A 24,180-nucleotide genomic window follows, 5' to 3' on the forward strand; every position below is an offset into this window, starting at 1 on the left:
TGGCCCACAGGTGCTCACGGATGAGCATTCGATCAAAGAACTGTCGCTCCCGAGCTTTCGCGGGAATTCATGATCAGCCCGAGCCGTAGCCCGCCGACGGTGCCGGGACCTCCCGGCCCGGGTCACCGGCTTTTGTGGTCCGAGCATCACCCTGACCCGACCACGAAGGCCGCAGGGCGAGCAACGCCCCGATCGTGATGAAGCCCATCACGATCACGTAGCCGGCCACCGAAGCCGAGGTCCCGGTGGACGCCAGCAGCGAGGTCATGACGAGTGGTGCGAATCCGCCGCCGACGACGTTCGACAACTGGTACCCGAGCGAAGCGCCGCTGTAGCGCACCGCCACCGGGAACAGTTCCGAGAACAGCGCCGCGGTCGGTCCGTACATCACGCCGTTGATGAACATCGCGACAGCGATCGCGACACCCACGACCGGCGGCGAGGCGGAGTCGAGCAGCGCGAAATAGGGGAAAGCCCAGAGGATCGTCCCGACCGCGCCGACGAGGAACACCGGGCGCCGGCCAACCCGGTCGCTCAGCCTCGACGCGATCACGATCGACACGGCCATCGCGGCGGCGCCGATCATGATCGACACCAGCATCGTGTTCCGGGAGATCTTCAGAGCCTGTGTGGCGTAGGCCAGCGTGCCGGTCGTGTAGACGTAGAACGACCCGCCCACGACCAGGAAAACGCCGATGGTGACGACGATGCGCCGGGGATGTTCCCTGATCACCTGCAGCACCGGTGACCGGTGCGCTTCACCGCGTCGCTTCGCCGCACGGCGGAAGGCGGGCGTGTCGTCGATCCTCATCTGCACCAGCAGCGCCACGACGACGAGCGCGCCGCCGAGGAGGAAGGGAACCCGCCAGCCCCAGGCGAAGAAGGCGTCCGCGCTGGTGGCACCCGCGGCCACGAAGAACGCGGCGCTGGACACGATCAGCCCGAGCGGCAGCCCGAGCTGGGCCCATGCTCCGTAGGCGCCGCGCTTTCCGCGTGGTGCGTACTCGGTGGCGAGCAGGACCGCGCCACCCCATTGGCCGCCGAGCGCCAGCCCCTGGCAGATCCGCAGGACGAGCAGGGCCGCCGGCGCGGCGATGCCGATCGCGGCGAACCCGGGAAGCAAGCCGATGGCGAAGGTCGCCGCCGCCATCAGCGCCAGCGCGATGACCAGCGCCTTCTTGCGGCCGTGCCGGTCGCCGAGGTGGCCGAACAGTGCGCCGCCCACCGGGCGCGCCACGAACCCCACCGCGATCGTCGCGAACGAGGACAGCGTCGCCGCCAGCGGGCTGAACGACGCGCTGAAGAAGACCCGCGGGAAGACGAGCGCCGCCGCGGTGGTGTACAGGAAGAAGTCGTACCACTCGGTCGATTGGCCGAGCAGGGTCGCGATCCGCACTCGTCTCAGCTCGGCGGGACTGATCGCCGGTTCGTCCGGCGGGGAGCCCGAGGGAAAGCGGGCGTTGTTCGAGTTCAAGACAGGCCTCCGGTTGTTTGTTGACGCGCGGTCGCGATCGGTTCGGCGCCCCGGAACGGCGCCGGGGCGGGGCCCGGCACGTGCTCGATCCGCAACTCCCCCGATGCCGCGACTGCGCGAAGTCGCTTCTTGTCGATCTTGCCGACGCTGGTGCGGGGCAGCGTTTCCGCCAGTACCCACCGTTCGGGCAACCACCAACGGGGCACCGACGCCGCCAGGTGGCCCCGCAGATCGGCCATCGACGCGGTGGCGGTCTCGCACAGGACGACGACCGCGAGCGGACGTTCCTCCCAGCGCGGGTCGGGCACGCCGATCACCGCGGACTCGACCACGTCCGGGTGCGCGTCGAGCTGGTTCTCCAGCGCCACCGAGGAAATCCACTCGCCTCCGGACTTGACGACATCCTTCGACCGGTCGGTGATCCGGAAATACCCGCGGCGATCAAGCGCACCGAGGTCGCCGGTGCGCAGCCAGCCGTCGGCGCTGAAGCGGTCCTCACTCGTGCCGCCGACGTACGACCCGGTGACCCACGGCCCGCGCATCTCCAGTTCGCCGACAGACTCGCCGTCGCGAGGGAGGACGTTGCCGAACTCGTCCACGGCGCGCATCTCGACGCCGGGCAGCAACCGGCCTGACCAGTCGCGCCAAGGCTTCGCGGGATCGGCCAGGTCACGCGCCGCCGGGAGCGAAATCCCGCCCCACGGGCTGACCTCGGTCATCCCCCAGCCCTGGAAGAGATGCGTGCCGTGCACCCGCTCGTAGTAGTCGATGAGAGCGGGAGCCACCGACGAGCCGGCGCACACGATGGAGTCCAAAGAGGACAGGTCCACCGGGTGCGCTTCCGCGTAGACCTTGACCTGTGCCCAGATGAGCGGAATCGAAACCGCCAGTGTCGGCTTCGCCGCGGCGGTCAGCGCCGTGATCGCCGCGGCACTCACGTCCCGGCCCGGGAGCACGATCCCCGCGCCGGTGAGCAGGGCCGCGTGAGGCAAGCCCCAGCCGTTGACGTGGAACATCGGGGTGATCTGCAGGATCCGGTCCCGGTCGGAAAGTGCGAACGCGGCGCCGGAGCTGATGGCGAGCGCGTGCAGCCAGATCGAGCGGTGGCTGTAGACGACGCCCTTCGGCAGTCCCGTCGTCCCGGTCGTGTAGCAGACCGCGGCCGGCGCGCGCTCGTCCAGCTCGGGCCAGCTGTCGGGGGCCGTGACGCTCGCGAGAAGGTCGCGGTAACCCACTTGTTCTCCCCGATCCTCGCCGACCACGACCAGCGTGTGCACCGAGGGAAGCTGCGGGAGCAACGCGGTGAGACGGGGCAACAGATCGTCGTCCACGATGATCACGCCGTCCTCGGCGTCACCGATCACGTAGACGAGCTGCTCGTCCGAAAGGCGCGAGTTGATCAGGTGTAGGACGGCACCCATCGCCGGCACGCCGTAGAAGGCTTCGAGATGGGGCTGGTGGTTGCAACAGAAGGTGCCGACCCGGTCGCCGGGCCGAACGCCGAGGCCGCGCAGAGCGGTTGCCAGCCGGGCCGCGTTCCCGGCGACGGTACTGAAGTCCGTTTCCCGGACCACCCGCCCCGCGGAGCCGCTGACGACCGGGCTGTCGGGGTGTACGTCATTGCCGTGACGCAGCATGGCCGCCATGGTCAGCGGGAAATCCTGCATCGTGCTCATGAGCTCGCTCATGGCCCGAGTACCTCCACTTCGTTGTGCGAGGTTGGGGTTCGGCTGTGCCACCTGTGCCGCAGCCGAGTTGTCCTGGTGTGCCGGCGCGGCCGGCTCAGGCGATGTCCACGTCCTGGTCCATCTCGGGGAGGTTGACCCCGACCAGCCGTACCCCGGCCTGGGTGCGGTACCGCTTGTTGACGCTGATCAACGTGGCGGTGAGGGGCTCGAGCTGACGGGCCAGCCGCAGCGGGCCGGCGACGACTCCGGGCTTGCCCGTGACGGCGGCGCACAGTTCGCCCGCGACGTCGAGCGCGTGCTCGTCGTCGCCGACCATCAGCACGTCCTCGTCCGTGAGGTCCTCCTTGGCGCTCCACAGCGTCACCGCGGACAGGTGGTGGAACGCGCCCACCACCCGGGCCGCCGGCACGAGCAGCTGCAGCTCCTCCGCGGCACTGCCGTCCGGTACGTCCAGCCCGAACGGGCCGCGCCGATCGAAGCCGAGCGGGTTGCAGCAGCTGACGATGACTTTGCCGGCCAGGGAACCGGCGAGCGACCGCACCAGGTCGGCGTGACCGCGGTACGGGACGGCGAGGATGACGACCTGCGAACCCGCCGCCGCTTCCCGGTTTTCCGCCCACGTAACGGGTTCCGTGCCCGAGAGCCGCTCGTTGACCGCCCGGGCGCCCTGCTCGGCGCGCGCCACGTCACGCGAACCGATCACCACCCGGCGACCCGACCGCGCCAGCCGGTAGGCGAGTCCTCTGCCCTGCGGTCCGGTGCCACCGATGATGGCGATGCGCTCTTCTTCCACCCGTTCCTCCTGTTGGCTCTGAACCGGCGATCACAGATCTGCGATCGCGGGGATGACGCTGTCGCCGATCCGGCGCATGGAATCGAGAATCAGCCCGTGATCGCCGACGATGTGGCGAACCAGTACCGTTTCGAATCCGATCTTGCGGTAGAACCCCAGTCGTTTCACGACGGTTTCCGCCGACCCGACGAGTGAGGTGTCCCGTTCGCGGCCGAATCCGCGATATCCGGCCGCCACGACCGGTTCGACCGCCTCCCACGCCTTCTCGTCCGTTTCCGCGACGAAGATGTCGCGGCGCAGGACCGCCTTGGGCACGCGGCCGTGTTCCGAACAGAGCCGGCTGTAGAGCTCGAGCTGTTTCTCCAGTTCCTCCGGCGGCGTTCCGGGGGCCGTTTCCCAGGCGTCGCCGAGCCGTCCCGCCCGTTCGACGGCCTTGCCCGCCATGGCCGCCACCCAGATTTCCGCCGGGGTGCTCGGGATCGGGTTGATCTGCAGGTCGTCGAACTGGAAGAACTCGCCGTCGTGGCTGAACCGCTCCCCGGCCAGGAGCCGGCGGACGACAGTGATGAACTCTTCGCTGCGCCGGCCGCGGGAACCCTTGGCGATCTTGAACCCGTCGAACTGCTCGCTCACGTCACCGTTGCCGACGATCAGCGTCAGCGGTTCCGGCGCGAACGCCGCGAGCGTGCCCACCTGCTCCGCGGCCAGCACGGGGTGGTGGAAGGGCGCGAGGTAGAGCAGGCCGACGGGCATGTCACCGGTGACGGCGAGCATGCGCGCCAGCGTGGGGGTGGGCGCGAAAGCGTTCGCGTACGACGAGGCGTGGCTGTCGCCGACCATCAGGAAGCCGAAGTTCCACTCGGCGGCGGTCTTCGCGATCTCGAGCAGTTGCCGGGCCTGGAGCCTGACGTCGGTGACGCCCAGCGGGATGTCGCTGAACTCTCCGCGGTCGACGACGATTTCGTGGTACTTGCGCAGGGATTCATCGGACGCGGCGAAGATGAAGCGAAGTGAAGTTCCGAGCTTCATTCACGTTCCTTCCGGTGGGGGCGGCGGTGCCCTCCGGCGCGAGGGGAGTGGGCTCACGCATGAGGATGGAGTGCGTTTCGTCATAGAACTCTAACCTCGGCCAGCGCGCGGAAGCAAGCGTCGCCGAGCGAGGATTTTTCAATCGATCTTGCAGGTCACAGGGTTCCGTCATCGAACGCTCTGTGGTTTCATCAAGCAACGCTTTGGGGACTTTGCTGGTGAAGGTTCGCCGCAATTGGCCGAAAAAGATCAATTACCGTCGAGGAGGATGGCGTGCGCCTGGGTTGGGACATGGGCTATTGGAGTTCGGCACCGCATCCGTTCCTCGAGGAAAGCTCACGGGAAGCCGAACGGCTGGGCCTGCATTCGATCTGGGCCGCCGAGTCCTACGGCTCGGACAGCATGACGCCACTGGCGTGGGTGGGTTCGCGAACGACCAGACCGGCGTTGGGTACCGCGTGCACGCAAATGGCGGCGCGTACGCCCACCGCGACCGCGATGGCCGCGATGACCATGGATCACCTGTCCGATGGCCGCTTCATTCTCGGGCTCGGGTCAAGCGGGCCGCAGGTGGTCGAGGGCTGGTACGGGCAGCAGTACCGCAGGCCGTTGCAGATGACGAGAGAGTACGTCGAGATCGTGCGGAAGGTGATCGCGCGGGAAGGCCCGGTCGAGTTCCACGGGGAGCACTTCACGATTCCCGCGGCGGGCGGCACCGGTTTCGGGAAGCCGCTGCGGGCCAACATCCGGCCGCGGCGGCCCGAGATCCCGATCTTCCTCGGTGCCCAGGGCCCGAAGAACGTCGCGCTCGCCGCCGAGATCGCGGACGGCTGGCTCTCGATGTTCTTCGGCCCCAAGCTCGACGCGTACTACCGCGCGGCACTCGGCGAGGGCTTCAGCCGTCCGGGCGCGCGCCACACCGCCGAATCGTTCACCGTAGTCGCCAACGTCAACGTGCGCGTCGACGACGACGTGGAGCACGCGGCGGACAGCCTGCGCCCGCTGCTGGCGCTCTACATCGGCGGCATGGGCGCGGCCGAGGTGAACTTCCACCGCAACATGTTCACGCGGCTGGGCTATGAGGCCGAATGCGAGAAGATCACCCAGCTGTACCTGGACGGCCACCGGGCTGAGGCGATCGCCGCGGTCAGCACCCGGATGGTGGAGGAAGTCGCCTTGATCGGCCCCCCGCACAAGATCCGCCACGACCTCCAGGCCTGGGAGACGACCGTCGTCGACGTCATCAGCGCGAACATGGCGGACCCTGCGACGCTGCGGACTCTCGCCGAGCTGATGGCCTGATCCCGGAGCCGGACAACTGTCGCGTTAGGACGGTTCAGTTCGCCGCGAGCGAGACGGCGAACTCCGGCGGTGTCCGCAGCGACTGGAACACGACGCAGTAGCGTTCGGTCAGCTTCTTCAGCGTCGCGAGCTGGTCGGGGTCGGCGTCGGTGTCGAGGTCGAACGACAGCCGGATCGCGCGGAAGCCGACTGGGGCGTCCTTCGCGACGGCCAGCGTGCCGCGGAAGTCGAGGTCGCCCTCGGCCCGGACGCGGCCGCCGCGCACTTCGAGGCCCAGCGACGTCGCCACTGCCCGCAGCGTCACCCCGGCGCACGCGACGAGCGCTTCGAGCAGCATGTCACCGGAGCAGGCGAGGGTGCCGTCGCCGCCGGTCGCCGGGTGCAGCCCGGCCTCGACGATCGCGCGGCCGGTCTCGACCTTGCAGGAGATGCCGAGGCCGTCCAGTTCGGCGTCGGCGTGCAGAGTGACGAGCGCGCTCTCCGGTTCGTCGCGGTACTTGTCCTTCAACGGGGCCTGGGTCGCGCGCAGCGCTTCGGAGTCCATGCGCTCGATTGTGCCTGCGTTTGCCGGAAAGCGAAAAGGCGGGGAGCCGGACTCCGGTCTCCCCGCCTTCTCAGTGCGGATTCAGGTGCGTCAGCTCAGCGTCACCGCGGCGTCGTCGATCACGAACGACGTCTGCAGCGAGCTGTCCTCGGTGCCGGTGAACTTCAGCGCCAGGGTGCCGCCGGCGGCCGACGAGACGTCGATCGTCCGGAGGGTGTATCCCGAGGCCTTGTTCAGGTTGGAGAAGCTGCCCAGCGTCGCGCTGCCGTTGGTGACGGTCAGCTTGTCGTAGGCGGTCGTGGTGGTCGTTTCCGCGGAGTCGATGTGCAGGTAGAACGTCAGCGTGGCGTGGCACCCGGCCGGGATGGCCACCGACTGCGCGATCGACTCGGTGTGCGTGCTGCCGTACCCGTCCAGCCAGGTGCTGTAGCTTCCGCCGTGCGCGGCCTGGCCCTGCGAGGCCCACTGGCCGATGGCGCCGGTGGTGCCGGTCCAGCTGCCGATGCCCGACTCGAAGCCGCCGTTGACGAGCTTCTGGCCGGAGCAGCCGCCGGTGGTTCCGACGGTCCAGGTGAACGACGCCGTGCCGGTCTTGCCGGCCGAGTCCCTCGCCGTCACCGTGACGTTCGAGGTGCCCGCGGTGGTCGCGGTGCCCGAGATCGTGCCGGTGGAGGTGCTGATCGACAGGCCGGCCGGCAGGCCGGTGGCCGACCAGGTGTACGGAGTGGCGCCGCCCGAAGCCGACAGCGGCAGGTTCACTGCGGAGCCCGTCGTGGTCGACTGGTTGCCGGGGCTGGACACGGTGACGGTGCCGGTCGCCGAACACGTCGGGTCGGCCGACTGCGCCGGCACGGAGATCGCGTCCCACGCCGCCTTGACGGTGTTGAACTCGGCGCAGCTGCCCGGGAACAGGTTCTTCGCCGCGGTCAGAGTCCAGGTGCGGTACTTCAGGTACGAGCTACCCGAGGTCTTGAGCAGCATCGCGTTGTAGAAGATCTTCACCGCGGTCTGGACACCGAGACCGGTGACCGTGGAGTTGTTGCACGTCGTGCTGGTCGGTTGCCCGTTGGTCGGGTTGGTTCCTTCGGCCAGCAGGTAGAACCAGTGGTTGCCCGGGCCGGCGGCCGCGTGCACCTCGCCGCCCGGGACCGAGCTGTCGTAACAGTTCTTGTCGCCCAGCGCCGACGGGTTGTACATGTTGCGGATCGGGCCGGAGCCGACCAGGTTGACCTGCTCGCCGACGAGGAAGTCCGGTTTGTCATACGGCGCCGGCTCGTTCGCGAACCACTCGGTCGAAGCACCGAAGACGTCCGCGACGAACTCCTGGGTGCCCGCGCCCGAGATGCCGCCCGGTGTGTGGTCGTCGATGCCGTGGCCGTGCTCGTGCGCGACGACGTCGATCGAGCCGATCCACTGGTTCTGCGTGTTGTGGCCGACCTGGACCTGGGTGCCGTCGTAGTAGGCTTGCTCGTCGTTCAGGCCGACGCGGATCGGCCAGCCGCCGCCGTTGCCGTCGAAGCCGTTGCGGCCCAGCCACTGCGAGAGCATCTTGTTCTCGGTCTGGGCGGCGAACAGCGCGTCGACGCAGCCGGTCTCGCGGCTGGTGGCGGTGCCGGTGCCCCAGGTGTCGTCCGGACCGCTGAAGGTGGTGTTGGAGGCCGCGTCCTGGCAGGACGTGTTGGTGATGGCCGGGTCCTTCATCGTGTAAGTGCTGCCCGAGTGCGTGGTGTCGAGGTGCACCGGGTTCGGGCCGTTCCACGCGCTGGTGCCGTCACCGTTCATGACGTGCTCCTGCGTGTGGAGCACCTTCCCGGTGGCCGCGTCGACGATGACGTCGAGCCGGCTCGGGCCCTCGGCGTCGCGTCCGACGGCCGTGCTCTTCCACGCCAGCTTCGGCGAGCCGAGCGCGTAAACGACTTGCTGGGCCGCGCTCACACTGTCCACGGAGGACAGCTGCTGCCGGGCAGTCGCCTCGGCCGCGGTCTTGGTGACGGCCGGAACGGACGTCGCGACGTTGATGGTCTGGTCCTGCGCGGCCGAGGTGGCCAGCACCTGGCCCGTCGAATCGGTCGCGACGACGAAGTCACCACCCACCACAGGCAGGCCCTTGTAGGTGCGCTCGTACGCGATGTACTGCAGTCCGTTGGTCGAGGAGATTGCCTTCTGCTGCACGAAAACATCGTCCGCGCTGGCGTGCAACGCGGCCGGACGGCTCGCGACGAGACCGGCGGCGGCGTTCACCGCCATGGCTTGGGCGTTGGGTACCGCGTTCGGGGTGGTTTGCGCCTGCGCTGTACCGGGGATACACAACGCGCCGACAAGTACGCCGGTCGTGGCCAAGACGGCATAACGTCTCAGTTCCATAATTCCTCCGGGCAGGGTGAACCAGGCCCGGGTTCGAGGCCGGGCCGTGGTCAGGGGAACGGGAAGTGGCGCTGCGCAACGGAAAACAGAATCCGGCGCCCGAGCCTCGCGAACAAGCTACTAACGTACGGTCTTACTGATACTTCACCCTGTTGCCCATAGCGGACACAAATAATTAAGATTACATTTCGGGCTCGCTCAGTCCACCGAGGACACTCGATCCGAGTGGCACCCGTTCGCCGGTTGACCCCAGCCCCGGCGCGTTCCGGAAGCCGGCGATCAGGTCGCCGAGCGTGTGCCGGTTCTCCGGGAAACCCGTGCGTAGATCGGGATCGCGATGCCGACGACAAGGGAGATGGCGGCGCAGATGGTGACGGGGGTCGCCCATGAGTGCAGCAGTGCTTGTGGTGACGACGGGTCGACTGTCGAGGTCACGACCGCGACGCCGAGGCCGGAGCCGAGGTAGCGGGCGGTGTTGTTGACGCCGCTGCCCATGCTCGCGTGGTGAGCGGGGACGGTGGCGACCGCTTGGGCGCCGAGCGAGGCGTTGAGCAGACCGGTTCCGATCCCGGCGATCGCGAAGCCGGGAGCCAGGCGCAGCAGCGTGGCGTGGTCGTGCAGAGGTGCGAGGGTCGCCAGGCCGGCGCCGATGATGATCAGCCCCGCGGCGAGTTGGGTTTCCGGCGTGACGCGCCCGCGAAGGTGCCGCGCGACCAGCGAGACGAGCACGCTCAGACCGGACCAGATCACCAGCGGAACGGAGCCGGCCAGCGAGGAGCCGTGCAGTCCTTGCTCGACCAGGGTCGGAGTGTAGGAGGTCAGTGAGATCACGCCGAACCCCGCGGTGAACGCGGCGACGGTGACCGTGACGAACTGCCAGTTGGTGAACAGCCGGATGTCCACCAAGGGGAATTCCGTGCGGCGTTCGTGAAAGACGAAGGCGGCCACGATGAGCACCCCCGCGGCCAGGAACGCGAGGACCGTCGGTTGCAGCCAGCCTGTTCGGCCGAGGACCAGCCCGGCCAGCACAGCGCTCGGGCCGGCGATCAGGGCCGCCGCACCGACATAGTCGATTCGCCCGCCGGCCGCGGCGGGGCCGGCGGGGTTGGCCGGCAGCGCCCGGAAGAAGGCGATCAAGCCGGCACTGAGGAGGCCGACGAGGAGGTAAGGGCTGCGCCAGCCGGCCGCCGGTTCCAGGAGCGCTGCGAGCAGGGGCCCGATGAGGATGCCGACACCGAGGCTTGCTCCCCAGAGGCCGGTGGCTCGCGTGCGCCGGTGTCCGGGCGAAGTGACTTGGGCGATCAGTCCCAGGCTCGTCGCCACCAGGGCCGCGGCGCCGAGTCCCTGACCGATGCGAGCGATGGTGAACAGGGTCGGGCTGGGCACACCGGCCCCGGCGAACAGGAAAAGTGCTTGGACCGCGGCTCCGATGACGAAGACGGTCCGGCGTCCCAGCCGGTCGGCCAGCGCACCGCCGACGAGCAGGCCCGCGCCGAGTCCGATGCTGGCGGCGCTGAGCATCCACGTGCGCCCCATCACGCTCGCGCCCATGGTGTTCGCCAGCGTCACCAACGTGCTCATCGGCAACGTGAACATGACCATCGCCAACACGGTGGCAACGCACGCCAACGCGACGGTCGGCCCCTCCGCCCGAGGCCGTTCCCGGGGCGCCGCAGCCGCTGCCCGCGGCGCCGCGTGCTTCTCGACCTCCACTGTTCTCCCGCCCTCTGTCCGAAATATGTCGCTCGTCAGATTTTGCTCAGCGCCCGTGTCGCGCCCCGAGAACGCCTGCCGTCACAACGGCCGCGAACGCTAGGGCGCGCCTGCGGCGAGGGCCCGCTCGACGAGCACACTCCGCACGGCGTCGAACGGCTCCGGACTGCGCAGCGCCCGCGAGGTGATCTCCGCACCCTGGACCGCCGCGATCACGGCATGGGCGAGCCCCACCGCAGCCGTGTCACCCAGGCCGAACACCACGAACTGGACCGCGATCGCCTCGACGATCTCGGTGAACCCGAGACGGCACGCCTCACCGAGCTCCTCGGAAGCCTCGCCGACCTCGGTCACCAGCGGCGCGATGGCGCAACCACGCCCGTAAACGCTGGCGATCATGCCGTCGCGCGCCCGATCCACGTACCCGCCGACCAAGTCGGCGGCCGAGGTCGCGGCGCCGGCCAGCCGACGGATCTCCGCAAGCTGCTCGCCCGCGTGCACCCCGGCCGTCTCGGCAGCGATCTGCTGCTTGCCCTGGGGAAAGTGGTAATACAACGAACCCCGCGGCGCGCCACTGCGCTGCACCACCTCGGCGAGCGACATGGCGCGGTAACCCCGCTCCCGGATGATCTCCCGAGCGGCGCCGATCATCCGCTGCCTGGTGCCGGGCCCCTGACTCACGACGCCATTCCCTTCACACCCAGGCATGTATGATGACCGACATAATCTCTCTCTCCGCAGAGTGCCCGTCGGCAACCACGGTGTCAAGGCTGCCCCTCCCTCGTGCGAGCCGAGGCCGCGAGCTGATCAAGGCTCAACCGAGGAACTTGAGCAGGTGTGCCACCACCTCTTCGGGCTGTTCCTCCGGCAGGAAGTGGCCGCAGTTCTCGAGGCCGGCGCCGGTGACGTTGTCCGCGTAGTCGCGCCAAATGTCGAGCGTCGGGAATTTGCCGAGGAGGCCGGCCAAGCCCCACAGGGCGAGCACGGGCTGCGTGAGGCGCTTGCCCGCCGCGTAATCGGCGTCGTCGAGGTCGGCGTCGTCCGGGAAGGCCGCGCGGCAGTCGTCGAAACCGGCGCGCAGGGCGCCCGGGGCGGAGAATGCGCGCACGTACTCGTCGACGTCTTCTGCGGCCAGGCCCTGGCGTTGGAACGTCCAGCGTTCGTAGAAGTAGCCGAGGTACGCGGCGATGTTGCTGCCCGCCAGCAGTTCCGGCAGGTCGGGCTGCAAATGGAAGAACCAGTGCCAGTAACCCTCCTTTGCAATGACGGAATCCATCCGCCGCCACATTTCCCGCGTCGGCGCGATGTCGAGCACGGCCAGGCGCTCGACCTGGTCCGGGCGATCCAAAGCCCAGCGGTGCCCGACCCGGCCGCCGCGGTCGTGCCCGACGACGGCCACCCGGTCGAAGCCGAGCTGCTCGGCCAGCTGCGCGAGGTCGGCGGCCATCGTGCGCTTGTCGTAACCGCCGCGCGGCTTGTCGGTGCGACCGTAGCCGCGCAGGTCAGGCGCGATCACGGTGTGGGTTTCGGCGAGCGGCCCCGCCACGCGGTGCCAGCAGTGCGACGTCTGTGGCCAGCCGTGCAGGAGGAAAATGGGCGGGCCGTCGCCGCCACACTGGTAGTGCATTCGCAGGTCGCCAACCTGGGCCATCGAAGATTCTAACTGGCTCATGGGGTTAGACCTTACGGGATACGGTTGACCGATGACAAGGGTGGGAATTGTCACCGTGGAATGGTTTTTCGAGGGCGGGCGAAGAAACCGTCAGGGTGTCCGAAAAATGTCTTCACTGGTTTCAGCATGCCTCCGAATGGTGTCGTGAACGCGTGGCGACGCCAGTGTCCACTGTGGTCGGAAAACCCGCCGTGAGCACCGCGGTCACCGGCGTGGCCGCGCAACGCCGGCCCGGGCGGCGGCGCGCGCCCGGGAGGCGCGCAGGTTGATGGCGTTGCCGCAGGCGCGGACGTCGTGCCAGACCGCGCTGTTGTTGCGCGACCGGTCGTAGAACACGGCCAGGCAGATCGGGCTGCGACAGGTCTTCACCCGCCGCCACTCGTCCAGCAGCTGCGCCCGGTGGACCTCCAGCAGCACCGCACCCGCGACGACCTGCCACCCGGTGCCCGCAGGCTCGAGCACCAGCCGGCCGCCGGCTTCCCACCCGGCGACGACACGCAGCTCGGCCGGCAACGGTTCGCCCCCGGCCCCGGCCACAACCACGAGCTGGTCGCGGAACGCTCGGAGCTCCTCGACGTCGGCGGCCCTGAGCCGAACACCACGGCCGCGGCCACCGCCGGCGACCGCCCACTCCACGATCGCCGCGCTCGCCCACTCCTGAGCCGAGCGGACCGACGACAAGAGGTCACCCGAGGTCCCCTGCGGGCTGCGACGGGTGTTGAGCAGATCCTGGACGAGGGCGAGCCCGCCCGGCGCCGGCGCAAGACCGTAGCGCTCGTTCCCGCGCCACGTCATGGCAGCCGCGCAGAAGCCGGCAGCGCCAAGGCCGACGCTCGCCGCAGTACGTCGACCAGATCGGCCGTCATTCGGCGGGACACCGCGGCGCCGGCGACGAACGTCGATCCGTGGAACGTGCCCGGGTACAAGTGCAGTTCCACCGGCACGTTCGCCTGCGCGAGCCGGCGCGCGTAGTCCAGCGCCTCGTCCCGAAACGGGTCGAACTGGCTCGCCGTGACGTACGCCGGCGGCAGCCGGGTCAGGTCGGTGGCGCGCGCGGGTGCGGCGTACGACGACACGCGCGGACCGCCGGCCTCGTCGCCCAGGTAGGCGGCCCAGCTCTGCTTGGCGTTGCCGCGGTGCCAGACCGGAGTGTCCACGCAGGTCCACATCGACTCGGTGGCGAGCCGGTCGTCAAGCTCCGGGGTGCCGAGCGCCTGGAACGCGAGTGCCGGGCCGCCGCAGTCGCGGGCCAGCAGCGCGACGGCTGCCGCGAGCCCGCCGCCGGCGTTCTGCCCGGACACGGCGATCCACGCCGGGTCCACCCCGAGGTCTTCCGTTTCCGCCAGCCACAGCAGCGCCGCGTAGCAGTCGAGGAGCGCGGCGGGATGCGGGTGCTCGGGCGCGAGCCGGTAGTCGACGGAGACGACCACCGCGCCCACCGACTCGGCGATCGCCGCCGCACCGGCGTGTTCGGTGTGCAGGCCACCGGTGACGAAGCCACCGGAGTGCATGTGCAGAACCGCCGGCAGGCACCCGCTCGCCTGCCGCGGCCGGTACACGCGGACCGGCACCGACGGCGCGCCGTGGCGGCCGGGCACTTCGCGATCTTCGACGGTCAGCCCGGCCAGATCCGGTTCCGGGCACTGCGCCGACAGGGAACGCTCGGTCTCACGAGCCTTCCGGGGATCGCCGAGGTCGATCTCCGGGATCCCCGGCAGCCAGGGCGCCAGCTCCGGATCCACCGCGTAGGACAAGGAAAACTCCTCGGTTGGGCCCGCGCGTCAGGCGGCGGGGACGAAGCGTGGTCCGCTGGTCTGGAAGTCGGCGCGCTTCGCACGGACGAACTCTTCGACAGAAAGCGGGGGCCGGCCGCCGATCTTCTCGATGACGTCGTTCGTCCCGGAGAACACGCCGTTGAGGTAGTCGAGCGCGACGCTGCGCAGGTGCTGGACGAGGTGCGGGTCGTGACCGCGCTCGAGCATCGACGCGGAGAACTCCTCGACGCCGATGGGCTCGTAGTGCACCGGGTGGCCGAGCTCGCGGGCCATGGCCCCGGCGATGTCGTGGTGGTTCATCTCGACCGGGCCGTGCAACGGGTAGATCGCGCGGTCGTGCTGCTCGGGTTCGACCAGGAGAGCCGCGATCACCCGGGACTGGTCGGCCGAGGCGATCGGCGCGTGCCGGCCCTCGCCGAACGGGAGCCGCAGGTAACCCTCGCCGTCGCGCATCTCCCACGACACCGTGAGCCACTCGGCGAAGAACGTCGGCCGGATGTGCGTGGTGAGCAGATCGGTCCGATCCAGCAGGCGCTCGCACAGCCAGTGCTGGCGGGCGGCGTTGCTGCCGGCCTCGCGGCGGGCGGGGATCTGCGACATGTTGACCACCGAGCGCACCCCGGCCTCGGTCGCCGCCTGCGCGAAGATCACCGTCGACTCCACCAGGCCCGGCAGGATCGGGTGACAGAAGTACGCGCCGGTCACCCCTTGCAACGCGGTCGTCATGCCGTCGAGGTCGTGCAGGTCGGCCACGACCACCTCGGCACCGGCCTCCGCCAGCGCACGAGAGCGCTCGTCCTCCCGGTGCACCATCGCGCGGGCGCGATGGCCGCGCTCGAGGAGCAGCTTGATCGCCCCTCCCCCCGTCCTGCCGGTCGCCCCGGTCACCAGGAACAGCCTGTCGTCGGACATGTGAACACCTTTCGTAGAGCCGAAAATCGTGATCTGGGAGAAGTGCGGTACTCAGCCTGCAGCGGCACGGCGAACCCGGCGCCTCAGTCGCGAGGGCATGCTCAGCCACGACGACAGGAGCTCCGAAACAATCGAGTACGTGCTCACCGACAGGGACAAGCGCCGGGCGGGTGCGCCGCTCAGGCGGACGGTCACCAGTCGATCTCGCGCATCAGGAAGGGCTTGTCCTCCGGCGCCGACTTGCGCGCTTCAAGGACCTGCTTGGCCGGCACGCCGGCCGGCACGCGAAGCGCGGGTTCGGCTTGCTCGATCGTGTCGGCGACCGTGACCGCCACCGCCTCCTGGGTGACGGCCTCACCGCGGAGAACGGCCAGCGCCCCCAGCAGCGGCGTGTACGGATCACCGTCCGGCAGGGACACCTTGGCCGGCTCGCCGCTGCCCGAGGAAACTACGCCGGGCTGCACGATGCTCACCTTGATCCCGAAGTGACCGGTCTCGATCGCCAGGGTTTCGGCAAGCGCCTCCAGTGCCCACTTCGTCGCACCGTACGGACCGACCAACGGCAGCACCATGCGCCCTTGGATGCTCGAGACGAACACGAGCCGCCCCGCTCCCCGCGCTCGCATGGCCGGCAGAACTCCCTGCGCCACGCGCAGCGCCCCGAGGGTGTTGAGCTGGAAGAGCCGCTCCACGTCGTCGAGCGGAACGCTCTCCAGCGGCACGCGAACGGTCGCGCCGGCATTGCTCATCAGGACGTCGACTTCACCGGCGTCGCGGATCGCCGCGTCGACGCTGTCCTGATCGGTGACGTCGAGGCGCAGCCGCTGGTCCACCGGCAGGTCTGCGAGCGCCTCCGGACGACGCGCGGTGGCGATCACGCGGTGGCCGCGACCGGCCAGCTCGATCGCGATGGCATGGCCGATGCCCCTGGACGCACCGGTGATGAGGACGGACGACATCGTGATTCTCCTTGTTCCTTAATGAGGTTCGCCGCGCGAGCGTGACCACAGTGGACGCGAAGGTGAGGCGACCGGAACGGCACCGGCCCTCAGACGGTCGTCCAGGAGTCGATCCGGAACGCGCCGCCGGCGGCACTGATCCGCGCGCCCCGGCCACCGGGGAAATGACCGCCGAACACGGGTGCGGAGTGCTCCACCGCCCAGCCGAGCATCCGGATCCGCGATTGCGCGGCAGCCTCGGCATCGGCGTCGAGCGCGTTGCGCTGCTTCGGGTCGAGGATCTGCATGGGATGGTGCACGAGATCGCCGGCGAGCAGCGCGTGGTCACCACCCGAAGAGATCGTGACGGCGGCCGCGCCCGCCGAATGCCCCGGAACGGCGACGAGCCGGAGGGCATCGTCGATCACGTGTTCTTCGCCGTCCCACAACTGCGTTTCGGCGTGCTCCACGACGGGCGCGACGCTGTCGAGGAACGCGGACACATATCCGAGCGGGTCCGGCGCATCCCCGCTCTTCGCCATGCCCGACAACAGGTCGAAGTCGGCTTTCGGCAGCAGGTGCGTCGCGTTGGGGAAGGTCGGGCGCCACTCCTCGCTCTCCAGGGTGGTGTTCCACCCGATGTGGTCGGGGTGCAGGTGTGTGCACACCACCACGTCCACGTCCTCCGGCCGCACGCCGAGCGCGGCGAGGTTGGCGAGGTAGCCGGTGTCGAGATGGTCGAACGGCGGTACGCCCGGGCGCGGCTTCCCGTTGCCGATCCCGGTGTCGACCAGAATGGTCCGGCCGCCGCTGCGCACGAGGAAGCTCTGCGAGCACAGCCAGGCGTCCTCGGACTCTGCCGACCAGAAGACCGGCTCGAGCCAGCCCTTCTCCGCCTCCCACTCCGCGCGCCCGGAGTCCGGCAGGAGCTCCGGCCGGGAGAACAAGTGATCGCTCCACTCGGAGACGCGGGTGACTTCGACGTCGCCGAAGGCGGCCGAGGTGGTCTTGTCGGTCATGGGATTTCCTTCCCACTGTGATGGCGGACGGACGCGGGCCGGACCAGCCGACGCTTCACCAGTTGATGTCGTAGGGGAAGAAGACCTCGTCCTCGGGCGCGGTCTTGCGGGCGGCCAGGACCTTGGTCGCGGTCGCACCGGCCGGCACGCGCAGCGGCGGGTTCTCCTGCTCGATCGTGTCGGCCACGACCGTGGCCACTTCCTCAGGCGTCACAACGTCGCCGCGGGTCTTGACCAGCTCGTCGAACAGCGGACCGTACGGGTCGTCGTAGGCCCGGTAGACCTTGGCCTTCGCGCCGCCGTTCGTCGCCACCACACCCGGCTGGACCAAGCTGACCTTCACCCCGAAATGGCCGGCCTCGATGGCCAGCACCTCGGCCATGGCCTCCACCGCCCACTTGCTCATCCCGTACGGGCCGATGATCGGCAGCACCATCCGGCCCTGGATGCTGGACAGGAACACCAGGTGGCCGGAGCCACGTTCGCGCATGCCGGGCAGCGCGGCCTGGACGACGCGCAGCGCTCCCAGCGTGTTCAGGTCGAACAGCCGGGCGACCTCGGCCACCGGGACGCTCTCCAGCGGGGCCCGCATGGTCTCGCCGGCGTTGTTGATCACGACGTCGATCTCGCCCGCAGCGGCGATCGCAGCGTCCACACTGGACTGATCGGTCACGTCCAGCCGGAGGCGCTGGGCGGTCGGCAGGTCGGCCAGGCTGTCCGGATTGCGGGCCGTGCCGATGACACGGTGACCCCGCTTTGCGAGCTCCAGCGTCATGGCGCGACCGATTCCCTGCGAAGCGCCGGTGATGAGGATCGAAGACATGTCTGGAATCTCCAGTTCGCTGATGGGCTGGTGAGGTTTGCGGTGGTGGACGACACGTCGCAGCGAGTACGCCGTTCGACCAGGACCCATCCACGTCAGGCAGCCATTTATGTCTCACCGATCCGACGTGGACTCGGCCGGACCGGCGAGACACCCTTCCGGTCCTCCGATGGCGGCGTGCGCCAACACCAATGAGGCTAGCACGTATATATACCGACCGACATAATTGAAGCGCCTTGTTCGGGTAATTCACCTAACTCGCGGTGTCAGTCGCGGACTGCGGTGAGAGCGCGGGCTCGGGCGACCACGGTGTCGCGGATCGCGTTGAACGGCTCGGGGCTGCGCAGTGCGCGCGAGGTCACCATCGCTCCCTCGACACCCGCCACAGTCGCGTGCGACAGCTCCCGGGCGTCGGCAGCCTCAGCGCCGAGCACCACAAGCTGGAGCGCGAGGGTCTCGGTCATGAGGACGAAGGCCCGCCGGCTGGCGGCGCCGAGTTCTTCCGAGGTCTCCCCGACCTCGAGCACCAGTGGCGCAATGGTGCAACCGCGCCCATAACCGCTGTTCAGCATGCCTTCACGGGCCAGCTCGACGTACGCCCGGACCAAGTCCTCGGCCGACGAAGCCTCGCCGGCGAGCTGGTTGATCAGGTCGACCTGCTCGCGGGTGTGCGCTTCGGCCGCTTCGGCGGCCATCTGAACCTTGCCTTGGGGAAAGTGGTAGTAGACCGATCCGCGGGGGGACGCACTGCGCTCGACCACGTCGGACAGCGCCATGGAGTGGTAGCCGTGTTCGCGGATGAGCTGGCGAGCGGCCCCGATCATGCGCCGCTTGGTGTCTGACCGTCTGACCATGCCGCGAGTGTACCGCGGTTGCCTGCATGACGCCCGACATATATAGTCGCTCTCAGTGTTATGCCGGTCGACATAACCCGGCCGCCCACAGGCGATCCCGTCCGGAGCCGTTGCTCGCCATCTCCCGGACTGCACTCGCGTCGGCCAGTCAAATCCGAATGAGCCCAGTTTCACGAGGAGTCACACCATGAGCCGTGCCGTCCGCTTCCACCAGATCGGCGGTCCTGAAGTACTGCAGATCGAAGACGTGCCCGAGGCGAAGCCGGGAGCCGGCGAGGTCCTGATCGACGCCCGCGCTTGGGGGCTCAACCGAGCGGATTCGCTGTTCCGCCAGGGACTTTACAGTGTCGCCCCGGTCGTCCCGGCCGGCCTCGGATTCGAGGTCGCAGGGCTGATCGCGGCCGTCGGCGACGGAGTCGGCGAGTTTCACGTCGGCCAAGCCGTCAGCGTATTGCCCGGCTTCAACCTGCTTCGAGTACCCGATGCACGGTGAAGCGGTTCTCGCACCCGTCCACGCCGTCGTGGCCCACCCCGAAGAGCTCTCCTTCGAGCAGGCGGCCTCGACGTGGATGCAGTACATCACCGCCTACGGCGGCCTGGTGGAGATCGCGAACACGCGACCCGGGGACACCGTGGTGATCTCAGCCGCGTCCAGCAGCGTCGGTCTCGCGGCCATTCAGATCGCCCGGCGGGCGGGCGCGAAAGCCGTCGCACTGACCCGTACCGGCGCAAAGCGGCAACAACTGCTGGACGCCGGAGCCGACGTGGTGATCGCCACCGCCGAGGAGGACGTCGTCGGGCGAATTCGAGAGCTGACCGAAGAGCGGGGCGCGAGGGTCATCTTCGACCCGGTCGGCGGCGCCACCCTCGCGACCTTGATCGAGGCCGCCGCCCAGGACGGGGTCCTTGTCATCTACGGCGTGCTCGACTTCACCCCGGCAACCGTGAACGTGATGGACGTGCTGCTCAAGCGGCTCACCATTCGTGGTTTCGGAGTCGCGGAGCTCGCGTCGGACAGCCTGCGCCTGGCCCCCGCGGTGGACTACGTCCGGAAGGGCATCGTCGACGGCGACCTCGTCCCCGTCATCGACAAGGTGTTCCCGCTGGAGGACTACGCCGACGCGCACCGTCACCTGGAGCGCAATGACCAGGTCGGCAAGATCGTTGTCTCCGTCGACGCCCACACGGCCGGCTGACCGGACAATCGCCGCGTGGCGTCAGCGTGGTTCTGTCCGAAGTGGACCTGGCCCGCGTCCGCCAGGTCCACTTCGGCACTGTGCAAAACGAACACCGCGCACAAACGAAAGGTTCTTCCTCGAATGAACGAAAGTCGACAACCGGGTTCTTCTCCGAGGAGAGCATTGGTACTGGGTGGCGGAGGACCCGTTGGCGCATCGTGGGAGGCAGCCCTGCTTCTTGCCCTCGGCGCGGCAGGATTCTCGGCAGCCGATGCTGATGTCGTCCTGGGGACGTCGGCCGGCTCGATCGTCGGCGCTTGGCTGACGATGCGCCCGGAAGGCCTCGCCGGGCTGCCCGACCGGATGCGCGCACGAGCGGCCTGGCACGCCGACCGCGCGGCGAACGGTCGCAGCGACCGCGAGAAGCTGACGCGCCTCATGACCAAGAGGTCCGATGCCGGCGCACCTTCGATGTTGGCCATGGCCCGGGCCGCGGTCGAAGCGGAGCCGCCGCTTTCCGCCGGCGAGGCCGAAGAACTGTGGAAATTGGGCGCGCCCGAGGGCTCGTGGCCGCGAAACCTGGTGATGGCGGCGGTGAACGTCAGCACCGGCGCGGCACACGGGTGGTCGGCCGACGACCACCTCCCGGTAGCAGTCGGCATCGCGTGCTCCACCGCGGCGCCGGGCGTCGCACCGGCCGTCGACGTGGCCGGTTCCGTCTGGGTCGACGGCGGTGTGCGCTCCGCCACCAACGCCGACCTGATCGTCGATGCGGACGACCCGCTCCGCAGCGGGGGCAAGGTGCTGATCGTGGCGTGCAGGCCGGCGGACGACATCGCGCGCGAGAAGTCCATTCTCACCGAGCACGGCTACGACGTGCGAGTTCTCGTCTCCGATCCCTACTACCGGAAGTCCACTGATCTGCTCGACTCACTCTTCGTCGACGCAGCCACGCAGGCCGGCACACAGCAGGGGCGCGAGGCCGCCGAAGATCTCGAGAAATGGTGGAACGAAGACTAAGTCTCCTCCTCGACAAGCCGCGCGGAGTCCACTTCGGACACCCCCGACAAACGGCGAAATCGCGTACGTCGCAACGATCGCGGCGTCCGCGAATGCCGGGCGAGCACTCCAGCCCACGGTGTCCGAAGTGGACTTCGGGGCCGATTCAGGGGGCGGGAGTCACGCCTGGGGCCGCAGCAGCGGGCGCAGGTCGTCCAGCCGGTCGAACAGGTGCCAGACGTAGGAGGACGAACCGTTCTCCCGGTGCGGGTGCAGATCGGCCAGCGCCGGGTCGGCGCGGTAACTTTCGAACGCCGCGCGCGACTCCCACTCCACGACGATCATGACCTTGCGCGGCTCGATGTCCCCGGTGACCGACTCCCGGAACTGTCCCAATGCGACAACGCGGCCGCCGTGTGCGGCGACCTCTTTCGGCGATCGCCGAGAGTAGGCCAGGTACTCCTCGCGATCGGCGATGTCGAACAGATTCAGCGCGTAGACCGGTCCTCCGTCGTGCGGCTGCGCCATGTGTGCTCCTCGGGTCGAGTCGGTGGTGTCCGGATGGGGAAGCCGGCGGCTGTCGTGGTGTCTTTCTACCCGGCCTGGCTTTCGCCGCCACCGTAAGCCTGTGCGCGCTCGGGTTCACGGGCGCTTGTGCGCCGGATCACGGAGCGAGCCGCACTTCCCGAGTGACGAACCGGCTCTCGGCGACGTCAGTCTCCCCCACTTGACCAGGGCAGACGCCGAGTTGACTTGCGTAGAGAAAGCCAGCACTCTACGGTGCCCCCATGTCGGAGACTCGATTGAACGCGGCCCCCGTGTCCGCCGGGCACAGGGCGTTCGCGGCCGGGGCGGCGACGCTCGCCGCGTTGTACGTCGGGAACAACTTGCCGAGCGCGTTGTATGCGTTGCTGCGGACGACGTTCGGTTTCTCGGCGTTGGTGCAGACGTTGCTGTACGCCGTGGCCGTGGCGGTGATCGTGCCGGGCCTGCTGGTGGCTGGGCCGCTGTCGGACGCGGTGGGGCGGCGGCCGTTGATGCTGGTGGCGCTGACGGCGTTCTTCGCGGGCGACGTAGCGTTCACCTTCGCGACCGGGACGGGTTGGCTGTTCGTCGCGCGGATCCTGCAGGGGCTCGGCATGGGCGCGGGCGCCGCGGCGGCCCAGGCGATGCTGAGTGACAGCGCGGGGCAGGATGCCGGTGGCCAGCGGCGCGCGGCGATGACCGCCACGGCGTGCGTCACGTTCGGGCTGGCGCTCGGCCCGGTGGTCGGTGGCCTGCTCGCTCAGTACGGCCCGCTGCCGCGGCACTTGTCGTTCGTGGTTCACGCGGCGGCCGTGGCGGCGGTGGCGCTGCTGGTGCTGAGGACGCCCCAGCCGGTCCGCGCCGAGGGCGTGCGCTGGCGCCGGCCGAGGCTCGGGGTGCCGGCGGAGATCCGGCGGACGTTCGTGGTGGCCGGGGCGTCGTCGTTCCTGGCGTGGGCGGTGCTGGGCGTGTTCTCCGCGGTGGTGCCCTCGCTCGTGCAGAGCATGCTGGGCTCGACGAACCTCGCGATCGCCGCGGCGGCACTCGCGCTGATGATCGCCACGTCGGGGTTCGTCCAGTTCGGAGCCCGCAAGCTGCCGCCGATCGCGGCGCAGGCGAGCGGGCTCGTGGTACTCGCCGCCGGCCTGGCGTTGCTGGTGCTCGCGAACGGGACCGGCGCCACGTGGCTGGTGGTGCCGGCGATGCTCGGCACGGGAACCGGGCACGGGCTCGTGTTCACGGGCGCGCTGGCAGAGCTCACCGTCGTCACGCCGCCGGCCGAGCGCGGCGCCGTGATCGGGACGTACTACGTGGTCAGCTACGTCGGCCTCGGCGGACCGGTGGTCGTGGTCGGGCTGCTGTCGCTCGCGCAGGGCCTGCCCGCCGCGACCGTGCTCGTCGCGGCGGTCATCGGCGTGTTGTGCCTGGTGCTGGCGCCGCTGGTGTTCCTGGAGACCCGCCGCCGGGCGGGTGTCCGGTGACCCGTCCGGCAAGGATCGTCGTGGCCGGCCAGCCGTGCCCGATCGGCCGCGCGGCCGATGTCCTCGGTGACCGGTGGACCCTCCTGATCCTGCGCTCCATCACCGCCGGCGCCACGCGGTTCGATCAGCTCCACAACGATCTGGGCGCCTCGACCAACGTGCTCTCGAGCCGGCTGGCGGGCCTCGTCGGCGCGGGGGTGCTGACCAAGGTGCCCTACCGCGACGACCACCGCACCCGCCACGAGTACCGCCTCACCGACGCGGGCGCCGACCTGCTGCCGGTGCTGCACGCGCTCGCCCGGTGGGGCGAGGACCACACCCGCTCCGACCGGCACACCCGGCCGATGAAGGCCGTCCACGCCGTCTGCGGCGCGGAAATGCCGTTCGGCGACCACTGCCCGCACTGCGATCGGACAGTGGCGCGGACCGAGCTCTCCTGGCTGCGGCCCTGGCGCTCGGCCGCCCCGGTGCCGCTTGCCGAACCCGTTCACGATTGAGGAGAGCACACCGATGGCCACTGGACTTCCGGTCACCACGACCACCCACGAGGTGCGCCGGCTCGCCGTGCCGCTCGGGCGGCCTTACGCCGAAGCGATCCGCCTGTTCGAGGAAACCGTGCCGGTGCTGGACCGCACCCGCTTCGACGGCTTGCCGGACTGGGCCGCGGTCGTCGCCAAGGCCGACGAGGTCGCGCCACTCGGCTTCCTGCGGTTCGCGAGCATCGAGGTGCCGCCGTTCATGGCCGGTTCCGGATTTTCCTGGGACTGCACGGAATACCTGATGGGCAACCACGTGATCGCCGAGCAGATGTACCGCCACAACCCGACAGTGATGCTGCACGCGCCCCTGCGGCTGCTGATCCAGGCCGACGAGCACGGCGACGGCGTGTTCGTGACCGACCAGCCCGGTACGCTGTTCGCGAGCTTCGGAGATCCGCGGGTGACTGCGGTCGGCCACCTGCTCGACACGAAGCTGGCCGGGCTGTTCACCGCGCTCGGGGCCGAACCGCCGGCGGAGCTGACGCACTGAGGGTGATCTTCAAAGGAAACTCGCACGCCAGAGGCTATAGACGACTGGTCTAATCGGCTGCTACGGTG

24 protein-coding genes are annotated in these 24,180 nt (G+C 69.3%); 7 read left to right on the forward strand and 17 right to left on the reverse strand.

Annotated elements, in window-relative coordinates; genetic code table 11:
- Window positions 1-73: 73 nt before the first annotated feature.
- The 4 genes from K1T34_RS02455 to K1T34_RS02470 all read right to left on the reverse strand — a co-directional run bounded on the left by K1T34_RS02455 (window position 74) and on the right by K1T34_RS02470 (window position 4,984).
- Complete coding sequence (locus K1T34_RS02455; RefSeq protein WP_255638255.1) at window positions 74-1,474, reverse strand: MFS transporter; 1,401 nt, start codon at window positions 1,472-1,474, stop codon at window positions 74-76.
- On the reverse strand, window positions 1,471-3,162 hold the full coding sequence (locus K1T34_RS02460) for a long-chain-fatty-acid--CoA ligase (protein WP_220242677.1): 1,692 nt from the start codon (window positions 3,160-3,162) through the stop codon (window positions 1,471-1,473). Before K1T34_RS02460 ends, K1T34_RS02455 begins: the two co-directional genes overlap by 4 nt.
- 94 nt (window positions 3,163-3,256) lie before the next feature.
- On the reverse strand, window positions 3,257-3,955 hold the full coding sequence (gene npdG, locus K1T34_RS02465) for an NADPH-dependent F420 reductase (RefSeq protein ID WP_220242678.1): 699 nt from the start codon (window positions 3,953-3,955) through the stop codon (window positions 3,257-3,259).
- Window positions 3,956-3,985: 30 nt separating this feature from the next.
- The gene (locus tag K1T34_RS02470; protein ID WP_220242679.1) at window positions 3,986-4,984 is read right to left on the reverse strand and encodes an LLM class flavin-dependent oxidoreductase; all 999 of its coding nucleotides are present in this window, start codon (window positions 4,982-4,984) and stop codon (window positions 3,986-3,988) included.
- A 273-nt stretch (window positions 4,985-5,257) separates the two neighbouring features.
- On the opposite strand from K1T34_RS02470, the gene K1T34_RS02475 reads away from it, so the two are divergent.
- Complete coding sequence (locus K1T34_RS02475) at window positions 5,258-6,286, forward strand: LLM class F420-dependent oxidoreductase (RefSeq protein ID WP_220242680.1); 1,029 nt, start codon at window positions 5,258-5,260, stop codon at window positions 6,284-6,286.
- A 34-nt stretch (window positions 6,287-6,320) separates the two neighbouring features.
- Here K1T34_RS02475 and K1T34_RS02480 read toward each other — a convergent pair whose 3' ends face one another.
- The 12 genes from K1T34_RS02480 to K1T34_RS02535 form a co-directional block, all read right to left on the reverse strand.
- The gene (locus K1T34_RS02480) at window positions 6,321-6,830 is read right to left on the reverse strand and encodes an OsmC family protein (protein ID WP_220242681.1); all 510 of its coding nucleotides are present in this window, start codon (window positions 6,828-6,830) and stop codon (window positions 6,321-6,323) included.
- A gap of 90 nt (window positions 6,831-6,920) precedes the next feature.
- A complete protein-coding gene (locus tag K1T34_RS02485) occupies window positions 6,921-9,194 on the reverse strand; it encodes a M4 family metallopeptidase (protein ID WP_255638256.1) in 2,274 nt (757 codons plus the stop codon).
- A 279-nt stretch (window positions 9,195-9,473) separates the two neighbouring features.
- Window positions 9,474-10,907: an MFS transporter gene (locus tag K1T34_RS02490; protein WP_255638257.1), complete on the reverse strand. Its 1,434-nt coding sequence runs from the start codon at window positions 10,905-10,907 to the stop codon at window positions 9,474-9,476.
- 99 nt (window positions 10,908-11,006) lie between these two features.
- Window positions 11,007-11,588 (reverse strand): TetR/AcrR family transcriptional regulator, encoded by a 582-nt coding sequence (locus K1T34_RS02495; RefSeq protein WP_220242683.1) that lies wholly within the window; start codon window positions 11,586-11,588, stop codon window positions 11,007-11,009.
- Between the two features lie 133 nt (window positions 11,589-11,721).
- Window positions 11,722-12,579 carry an alpha/beta fold hydrolase gene (locus K1T34_RS02500; RefSeq protein ID WP_220242684.1) on the reverse strand — a complete coding sequence of 286 codons (858 nt, stop codon included), beginning with the start codon at window positions 12,577-12,579 and terminating at the stop codon, window positions 11,722-11,724.
- A gap of 204 nt (window positions 12,580-12,783) precedes the next feature.
- Window positions 12,784-13,374 carry a CGNR zinc finger domain-containing protein gene (locus K1T34_RS02505; protein WP_220242685.1) on the reverse strand — a complete coding sequence of 197 codons (591 nt, stop codon included), beginning with the start codon at window positions 13,372-13,374 and terminating at the stop codon, window positions 12,784-12,786.
- On the reverse strand, window positions 13,371-14,333 hold the full coding sequence (locus K1T34_RS02510; RefSeq protein ID WP_220242686.1) for an alpha/beta hydrolase: 963 nt from the start codon (window positions 14,331-14,333) through the stop codon (window positions 13,371-13,373). The genes K1T34_RS02505 and K1T34_RS02510 overlap by 4 nt, the downstream gene beginning before the upstream one ends.
- Before the next feature lie 27 nt (window positions 14,334-14,360).
- The gene (locus K1T34_RS02515; RefSeq protein WP_220242687.1) at window positions 14,361-15,266 is read right to left on the reverse strand and encodes an NmrA family NAD(P)-binding protein; all 906 of its coding nucleotides are present in this window, start codon (window positions 15,264-15,266) and stop codon (window positions 14,361-14,363) included.
- Between the two features lie 191 nt (window positions 15,267-15,457).
- Window positions 15,458-16,225: an SDR family oxidoreductase gene (locus tag K1T34_RS02520; protein WP_220242688.1), complete on the reverse strand. Its 768-nt coding sequence runs from the start codon at window positions 16,223-16,225 to the stop codon at window positions 15,458-15,460.
- A gap of 89 nt (window positions 16,226-16,314) precedes the next feature.
- A complete protein-coding gene (locus tag K1T34_RS02525; protein ID WP_220242689.1) occupies window positions 16,315-17,223 on the reverse strand; it encodes an MBL fold metallo-hydrolase in 909 nt (302 codons plus the stop codon).
- A gap of 55 nt (window positions 17,224-17,278) precedes the next feature.
- Complete coding sequence (locus K1T34_RS02530; protein ID WP_220242690.1) at window positions 17,279-18,046, reverse strand: SDR family oxidoreductase; 768 nt, start codon at window positions 18,044-18,046, stop codon at window positions 17,279-17,281.
- 266 nt (window positions 18,047-18,312) lie between these two features.
- Window positions 18,313-18,900, reverse strand: a complete 588-nt coding sequence (locus K1T34_RS02535; protein WP_220242691.1) for a TetR/AcrR family transcriptional regulator — start codon at window positions 18,898-18,900, stop codon at window positions 18,313-18,315.
- A gap of 187 nt (window positions 18,901-19,087) precedes the next feature.
- On the opposite strand from K1T34_RS02535, the gene K1T34_RS02540 reads away from it, so the two are divergent.
- The 3 genes from K1T34_RS02540 to K1T34_RS02550 all read left to right on the forward strand — a co-directional run bounded on the left by K1T34_RS02540 (window position 19,088) and on the right by K1T34_RS02550 (window position 21,098).
- Window positions 19,088-19,393 (forward strand): alcohol dehydrogenase catalytic domain-containing protein, encoded by a 306-nt coding sequence (locus K1T34_RS02540; protein WP_220242692.1) that lies wholly within the window; start codon window positions 19,088-19,090, stop codon window positions 19,391-19,393.
- Window positions 19,383-20,096 carry a zinc-binding dehydrogenase gene (locus K1T34_RS02545; protein WP_220242693.1) on the forward strand — a complete coding sequence of 238 codons (714 nt, stop codon included), beginning with the start codon at window positions 19,383-19,385 and terminating at the stop codon, window positions 20,094-20,096. Before K1T34_RS02540 ends, K1T34_RS02545 begins: the two co-directional genes overlap by 11 nt.
- Before the next feature lie 123 nt (window positions 20,097-20,219).
- Window positions 20,220-21,098 carry a patatin-like phospholipase family protein gene (locus K1T34_RS02550; protein WP_255638258.1) on the forward strand — a complete coding sequence of 293 codons (879 nt, stop codon included), beginning with the start codon at window positions 20,220-20,222 and terminating at the stop codon, window positions 21,096-21,098.
- Window positions 21,099-21,257: 159 nt separating this feature from the next.
- Here K1T34_RS02550 and K1T34_RS02555 read toward each other — a convergent pair whose 3' ends face one another.
- The gene (locus tag K1T34_RS02555) at window positions 21,258-21,605 is read right to left on the reverse strand and encodes a DUF1330 domain-containing protein (RefSeq protein ID WP_220242695.1); all 348 of its coding nucleotides are present in this window, start codon (window positions 21,603-21,605) and stop codon (window positions 21,258-21,260) included.
- Window positions 21,606-21,865: 260 nt separating this feature from the next.
- Here K1T34_RS02555 and K1T34_RS02560 point away from each other — a divergent pair, with 260 nt between their 5' ends.
- Genes K1T34_RS02560 through K1T34_RS02570 form a run of 3 tightly spaced genes read left to right on the forward strand, consistent with a single transcriptional unit; the run spans window position 21,866 to window position 24,112 of the window.
- Window positions 21,866-23,083 (forward strand): MFS transporter, encoded by a 1,218-nt coding sequence (locus tag K1T34_RS02560; protein WP_220242696.1) that lies wholly within the window; start codon window positions 21,866-21,868, stop codon window positions 23,081-23,083.
- Window positions 23,084-23,103: 20 nt separating this feature from the next.
- On the forward strand, window positions 23,104-23,580 hold the full coding sequence (locus K1T34_RS02565; protein ID WP_255638259.1) for a helix-turn-helix domain-containing protein: 477 nt from the start codon (window positions 23,104-23,106) through the stop codon (window positions 23,578-23,580).
- A 13-nt stretch (window positions 23,581-23,593) separates the two neighbouring features.
- Window positions 23,594-24,112 (forward strand): hypothetical protein, encoded by a 519-nt coding sequence (locus K1T34_RS02570; protein ID WP_220242697.1) that lies wholly within the window; start codon window positions 23,594-23,596, stop codon window positions 24,110-24,112.
- The last annotated feature ends 68 nt before the right edge of the window (window positions 24,113-24,180 follow it).

Origin of the sequence: Amycolatopsis sp. DSM 110486, from assembly GCF_019468465.1 — a bacterium.
Lineage (GTDB): Bacteria > Actinomycetota > Actinomycetes > Mycobacteriales > Pseudonocardiaceae > Amycolatopsis.